Source organism: uncultured Amaricoccus sp. (genome assembly GCF_937858865.1).
Lineage (GTDB): Bacteria > Pseudomonadota > Alphaproteobacteria > Rhodobacterales > Rhodobacteraceae > Amaricoccus.
Genome location: NZ_CALLYO010000522.1, coordinates 1 through 6,672, shown reverse-complemented (window position 1 = coordinate 6,672; position 6,672 = coordinate 1). Strand labels below are relative to the sequence as shown.

The 6,672-nt window shown below is 69.3% G+C and carries 5 protein-coding genes; 1 reads left to right on the top strand and 4 read right to left on the bottom strand.

Annotated features, from left to right (window positions below; all coding sequences use genetic code 11):
- Nucleotides 1–178: 178 nt before the first annotated feature.
- The 3 genes from Q0112_RS15235 to Q0112_RS15225 form a co-directional block, all read right to left on the bottom strand.
- On the bottom strand, nt 179–961 hold the full coding sequence (locus Q0112_RS15235; protein WP_297976747.1) for a (Fe-S)-binding protein: 783 nt from the start codon (nt 959–961) through the stop codon (nt 179–181).
- Complete coding sequence (locus tag Q0112_RS15230; protein ID WP_297976745.1) at nt 958–2,244, bottom strand: (Fe-S)-binding protein; 1,287 nt, start codon at nt 2,242–2,244, stop codon at nt 958–960. Before Q0112_RS15230 ends, Q0112_RS15235 begins: the two co-directional genes overlap by 4 nt.
- A gap of 66 nt (nt 2,245–2,310) precedes the next feature.
- Nucleotides 2,311–3,633 carry an acyl-CoA dehydrogenase family protein gene (locus tag Q0112_RS15225; RefSeq protein WP_297976742.1) on the bottom strand — a complete coding sequence of 441 codons (1,323 nt, stop codon included), beginning with the start codon at nt 3,631–3,633 and terminating at the stop codon, nt 2,311–2,313.
- 183 nt (nt 3,634–3,816) lie between these two features.
- Here Q0112_RS15225 and Q0112_RS15220 point away from each other — a divergent pair, with 183 nt between their 5' ends.
- On the top strand, nt 3,817–4,512 hold the full coding sequence (locus tag Q0112_RS15220) for a MarR family transcriptional regulator (protein ID WP_297976740.1): 696 nt from the start codon (nt 3,817–3,819) through the stop codon (nt 4,510–4,512).
- Between the two features lie 66 nt (nt 4,513–4,578).
- Here the strand turns inward: Q0112_RS15220 and Q0112_RS15215 are convergent, their stop codons facing one another.
- Complete coding sequence (locus Q0112_RS15215; protein ID WP_297976738.1) at nt 4,579–6,408, bottom strand: ABC transporter ATP-binding protein; 1,830 nt, start codon at nt 6,406–6,408, stop codon at nt 4,579–4,581.
- Nucleotides 6,409–6,672: the final 264 nt, after the last annotated feature.

The following is a 6,672-nucleotide window of genomic DNA, read 5'->3' as shown; positions in this document are numbered from 1 at the left end:
CCGCGGCCAGCCCGAGCGCGGCCTCGACCGCATTCTCGTCGAAGGTGCTGATCCGGAAAGGGGCGCGCGCCAGATCCGGCCTGCCCTCCGCGTCGGCCTGAAGCTGGTTGGGGTCGGGAACGAACTTGACCAGCGCGAGAAGGTTGAGGGGGCGGTCGTCGGCCATGGGCGGTCCTCTTCACTCTGAAGTCGGCGGCTCGTCCGGGACCGCCGGCTCCTCGAGCGAGTCGGCGACGATCTCGGCGATATCCCGGACGGTCAGGGTCTCGTCGGGCGGCAGCGCCTGCGCCCCCTGCTCCAGCATCTTGATGCAGAACGGGCATTCCGCGGCGACGACCTTGGCGCCGGTCGCCTTCGCCTCCTGCATGCGAAGGACGCCAGCGGTCGTCGTCTTCTTCGCGTCGTACCAGTAGTTGGCGCCGCCGGCGCCGCAGCAGAAGCTCCGGTCGCCGTGCCGGGGCATCTCCTTCACCTCGAGCGCCGCGCCGAGCGCCCGCCGCGGGGCCTCGAAGATGCGGTTGTACCGGCCCACGTAGCACGAATCGTGCAGCGTGACGCTGAGCGAGGCCTCGCGCCGGAGGCGGATCCGGCCCGCCCCGATCAGCTCGGCGATCACCTCGCTGTGGTGGCGGACCTCGAACGCGCCGCCGAAGCGCGGATACTCGTTCTTCAGCGTGTGGTAGCAGTGCGCGCAGTGGGTCACGATCCTCCGCGCCCGGTGGCGGGTCAGCGTCTCGATGTTCTGCAGCGCGAGCTGCTGGAACAGGCCCTCCTCGCCGAGCCGCCGCGCGGCGTCGCCGGTGCAGGCTTCCTCGCGGCCGAGAAAGCGCAGCCGCATGCCGCCGGCGCGCAGCACCTTGACCGTCGCCGCGACGACGAGCCCGATCCGCCGGTCGTAGTTGGCCGCGCACCCGGTCCAGTAGATCCAGTCGTCGGCCTCGGCCCCGCCTGCATCCGTCATGACTCCACCCCGTCAGCTTGCGCGAGGGACCCGGGCAGATCGTCCCTGCGGTCGGGAGGAAGCCCGAACGGATTGGCGCTGCGCCCGAGATTGGCGAGAAGGGCGCCCTGCCGCGCGTCCAGATGCTGGCGCGAGACCTCTTCGCGCCGCATTGGCACGATGTAGTCGACGGGCCGGATCAGGACCGGGCAGGCCATGACGCAGGCGGCACAGGTGGTGCAGGCCCAGAGCGCTTCCGGCGACACCACTGCGGTGTCGAGAAGGTCCTCCTCGGTCTTCGCCTCCAGGACCTGGCGGCGCAGCGACTGCACCAGCCGGCGCGGCGACAGCGCCGTTCCCATCGCCACCGCCGGACAGACCTCGTCGCAGCGCCCGCAGTTGGTGCAGGCGAGGAGCGCGAAGCGCCGCCCGGCGTCGAAGCCCGCCACCGTCGCGACTCCGGGCTGCAGATCGAAGTTCCCCGATTCCATCACCTCCCGCAGGTCGAATGGCGCGTCGAGCTCCCGGCGCGGGAGGCCCGGCTGGGCCATGACGTTGAGCGGCGCCGCCCCGGCGTGAAGGAACACGGTGAAGGGAAGGAGCGCGATCAGCGTGAACGCGACCACCGCGTGGCTCCACCAGAGCCCGACATAGATCTCCTGCGCGGTCCCGGGCGAGACGGCGCCCGACAGGAAGCCGGCGACGGCCGTCCCGACGAAGGAGACGTCGGTCCAGGAGGCCGGACGCAACAGGATGCGCAGGCCCTCGAGCAGGAAACCGGTCAGGCCGAGAAAGAGGAGGCCGCCGATCAGGCCGAGGAACTGCAGTTGCACGGCACGCTGGTCGGGCGTGCTCGTGCGGAGCCTCGCGAGCCGCCACACCAGCGCGACGCAAAGGCCGACGACGAACGCCACCCCGAGGGCGTCGAGGAACGACTCGAGCAGGAGGTAGGGCGCCCCGGCGAGCAACCTGACCCCGAGCGGGCGCAGGATGTCCCAGTCGATGAAGACAATGGTGGTGCCGGCGAAGAGCGCCAGGAAACCGTAGAAGATGCCGAGATGCGCATACCCCCGCGGGCGCGCGGCGACGCGCCGTTGCAGGAGCGCATACCAGCCCAGTCGGCCGAGGGCGCCTGCGATCCCGCCCGATCCTCCCCTGACGAGGTCGATCAGCCCCGACCGGGCGAGCCGGAGATAGGCGCCGTAGGCGAAGACCAGGGCGAACGGCGCGAAGACGACGTAGAGATAATGCGACGTCCCCGGCGGCATCAGGCCGAAGGTCTCCCGTATCGCTTGCTCTGCCATGACGCGCCTGCTCCCGGCCGGCCCGATCGGGATCGGGCCGGCGCGTCCTCGAAGGTCCCGCGTCGATCAGGCTGCGCCCGGCCGCGCGGTCACCGAGCCGATACCCTCCATCTCGCGCGTGAACTCGACGAGTTCGTGGTCCACGAAGGAGCGCGGGTTGAAGCTCGGGTGCGCCAGCATCCCCCAGATCTTCCGCCGCTGCATGCCCATGTTGCCCGCGTCGTAGATCGGGAAGCAGAGCACGTCGCGCATCAGCTTGTCGAAGGGATGGCTGCGGCGATCGTAGCTGTTGATCCCGACGACCCGCATGCAGTCGTAGACGCACTGCATCGCGGTCTCGCCGCCGAAGATCTTCGACATGGCGCCGAGCGAATAGTTCTCGCAGTCGTAGCTGTCGGCATAGGCGGCCGCCTTCCAGCTCAGATACCGCGCCGCCTCGATCTTCATCGCCACGTCGGTCAGCATGTAGCCGACATTCTGGTGGTAGATGATCGGATCGAGCCCACCCGCGGTATAGGTCTTCGCCCAGTTCAGCGCATATTCGTAGGCGGTTCGCGCCACGCCGACGCCGGCGATCCCCGCCACCGGGCCCGACCAGGTGAAGGCCTTGCTGATGACGAGATCGCCCTCGCCGAGCGCGAAGACGTTCTCCTCCGGAACCCGCACGTTGTCATAGCGGATGTCGCAGTTCTGGTTCAGCCGGTGCCCCATCGTGTCGATGCAGGGCTCGTAGGTGACGCCCGGCGTGCCCCGCGGAACGATGATGCACGAGAGGCCGCCCTTGCCGCCCTTCTGCCGGTCGGTCCGCACCACGACCACGCTGACGTCCGCGCCCTGCATGTCCCAGCCCGCGGCGCTCGACGGCCAGTACTTGCGCCCGTTGATGACATACTCGCCGTTCTTCAGGTCGGCGGTGACCTGGATGCCGGCCTGCGGGCTCGGATGGTCGAAGTTGGCGGTTCCGCCCGGCGATCCGGCCGGCTCCGACACCACCCAGCCGGCGAGGAAGCTCTTCTTCGGATCGTTGCAGGCGAGGGTGAGCCACTTCTTCCTCTGCTCCTCCTTGCCGAACCAGACCAGCGGCAGAAGCGCCAGCCCGTTCACGAGCAGGACGCAGCCGAAGCCCGGGTCGACGGCGGTGATCTCCTCCGCCGCGATCAAGAGGTCGACGTTCGACACCCCGCCGCCGCCATACTCCTTCGGCAGGAAGCACATCGCGAAGCCGAGCTCGTAGGCCTTCTCGTAGGCGGGCTTGATCATCTGGAAGCCCTTCTGCGGGTCCGGCTCGGCGTCCGCTTCCCGGACGATCGGCTTCAGGACATCCTGGGCGAACTCTCTGGCGACCTGCTGAAGCGCTTTCTGCTCAGACGTCAGCGTGAAGTCGATCATCGGGTGTTCCCTCCGTGCGTTCCTCTGGTTGGGCACGTGCGCGCCATCTTGCGGGCGTCGCCCGGCCCGGTTAAGCTACTTTGTACGGTTTTTTGAGTCAAAAGTAATTCTTGCGTTATCCACCAAAAGGCGCAAGGCTGTCATGCCAGCGGCATGGCGGTGTCGCTTTCATGTGGATGTCGTATGACCGCTTTCTTCCCCGTGCTGCAGCAGCCGCCCAACACCCAGAGCACCTCGGACGCGCTGGCTCGCCTCGGGCCGAGCCAGAAGCAGTTTCTCGCCCTGCTGCTCGATTCGGACAGCGGCCTGACGGTCGACGACCTCAGCAGCGAGACCGGATTGAGCCGCAGCGCCGTCAACCAGCATCTCGCGGCGCTGGAGCGGGACGGATACGTGCAAAGGAGCCTGGCCAAGAGCACCGGCGGCCGGCCGGGAAACGTCTACGCTTTGTCAGACGTCGGAAAGAGCCTCTTCCCGAAGCAATATTCCTGGTTCTCCCGCGCCCTCCTGCTCGGTCTCCGCAAGGAGATCGGCGAGGAGCGCTTCGCCGAATACATGTACAACATGGGGGTCGACCTTTCGGCGGTCGCGATTCCGCGCCTCGTCGGCAAGACGCGCGCCGAACGGGTGGTCGAGATCGTCACGATCATGAACGAGACCGGCTTCGCGGCGCGACTGGTCGATCCGCAGCCGGGGGATCGGCTGCCGCGCATCTCCTGCAAGAATTGCGTCTACCACGACCTCTCGAAGGAATTCACCGAGGTCTGCCGGTTCGATCTGGGATTCCTGTCGGGCCTCATGGGCGCGCAGGTCGAGCATCAGGAGTGCATGCAGCGCGGCGGCAAGTCCTGCCGCTTCCGCTTCGTTCCGCCCGCGTAGGAAGAGCGGCCTCCTCCCGTTGCATCCACAAGCGGCCCCTCGGCGGGTTTCGGCGCCTTGCCACCGTCACTCTGCGGCGAGGTTGATGAAGCCGCCGGACTGGTGGCGCCAGAAGCGGGCGTAGCGGCCGCCCTGGGCGAGGAGCCGGGCGTGGTTGCCCTCCTCGACGATGCGGCCATCCTCGAGCACGACGATCCGGTCCATCCGCGCGATGGTCGAGAGGCGGTGGGCGATGGCGATGACCGTCTTGCCCTCCATCACCGTGTCGAGCGTCTCCTGGATCGCCGCCTCGACCTCGCTGTCGAGCGCGCTCGTCGCCTCGTCGAGCACCAGCACCGGCGCATCCTTCAGGATGACGCGGGCGAGCGCGATCCGCTGGCGCTGGCCGCCCGAGAGCTTGACCCCGCGCTCGCCGAGGTGGGCGGCATAGCCGGTCCGCCCGCGCACGTCGCGCAGGCCGAGGATGAAGTCGTGCGCCTCGGCGCGGCGGGCCGCCTCGTAGACCTCCTCGTCGGTCGCCTCCGGCCGGCCGTAGCGGATGTTCTCGATCGCCGAGCGGTTGAACATCGCCGTCTCCTGCCGGACCATGCCGATCTGGGCGCGCAGCGCGTCCTGGGTCAGCTCGCGGATGTCGACCCCGTCGAGCAGGATGCGCCCGCTCTCGACGTCGTAGAGGCGCAGGAGCAGCGAGACCGCGGTGGTCTTGCCCACCCCGGAGCGGCCGACCAGCGCCACCCGCTCGCCGGGCCGGACGTGCAGCGTGAAGCCGTTGAGCGCCGGGCGCGGGCGGCCGTAGCCGAAGCTGACCTCCTCGAAGTCGACGGCGCCGCGCGCGGTCGAGGGCTGGCGGGCGCCCGGGGCGTCGGTGATGGTGTGCGGCGGCGAGAGGGTGCGCATCCCGTCCTCGATCTCGCCGATGTTCGAGAAGATGCCCATGGCGGTCATGCTGACCCAGCCCGACATCTGCGCGATGCGGGTGGCGAGGAGCCCGGCGGTCGCGATGTCGCCGGCCGTGGCGGCGCCGCGGGTCCAGAGCAGCAGCGCGCCGCCGATCAGCAGCACCGGCAGGACGCCGGCCAGCGTCATCAGCCAGAAGCGGAAGAGCGCGCTCGTCGCGCCGAAGTCGATCTGCGCCCCGCGGTAGCCGCCGAGCGCGTCGAGCGCCGCCTCGTCCTCGTGGCTGCCGTGGCTGAAGAGCTTCACGGTGGCGATGTTGGTCAGCGTGTCGACGACCTGCCCGGTCACCACCGCCCGCGCCGCGGCGCGGGCCTTGGAGCGGGCGCGGATGCGCGGCATGAAGTGGCGGATCAGCACGACGTAGCCCGAGATCCAGACCAGCATCCCGACCGCCAGCCAGGGGTTGATCCGGCCCATCACCGCCGCCGCCCCGACGACGGCGGTCACCGCGAGGCCGAAGGTGTTGACCGATTCGCTGATCGCCTCGGTCACCGCCCGCGCCGTCTGCTGCTGCTTCTGCGCGATGCGGCCGGCGAAGTCGTCATCGAAGAAGGAGAGCGCCTGGCCGAGCGTGTGCCGGTGCAGCCGCGACAGCACCAGCGGGTAGAGGTTGGGGCCGAGGGTGAGCGCGTTCAGCGCCGCGCTCAGCCCCATCAGGCAGGGGCGCAGGACGAGAAAGAAGAGGACCGCCCCGACCAGCCACGGCCAGCTCCCGGCGATGAGCCCCTCGGCCCCGCGCGCCTGGGCGAGGTCGATAAGGCGGCCGATGATCGCCGCGGCGGCGACCTCGGTGGCGCCGACCGCGACGGAGACCAGCAGCGCCAGCAGGATCGCCGGGACCGAGCCGCGCAGCACCCAGAGGAAGAACCGCCCCAGCCGGTCGGGCGGCGGCCCGTCCGCCGGCGCGAAGGCGTCGATGAGGTCGGCGAGCCGCTTCATGCGCGCGAAACCATGCTCAAGCCATTGACTTCAAATACAGGTTGCATCCGGTGACGTTCCGCGACCCTCGTGTTTCCGGCCCGCAGCGGACCCTCGCCTCTCCCGATATAGGCATTCCGCCGCGGCTGTCACCTTCCGGCCGCCGGGCAGCCGACTACGGAAGCTTCCATCGGGATCGCGGCCGGCGCCGGCGCCGGCATTCGTGAACGCCGGGTAAACGCGCCCGGCAGGAGCGAGGGATTTCAAATGCTTGAGGGGAGTCGC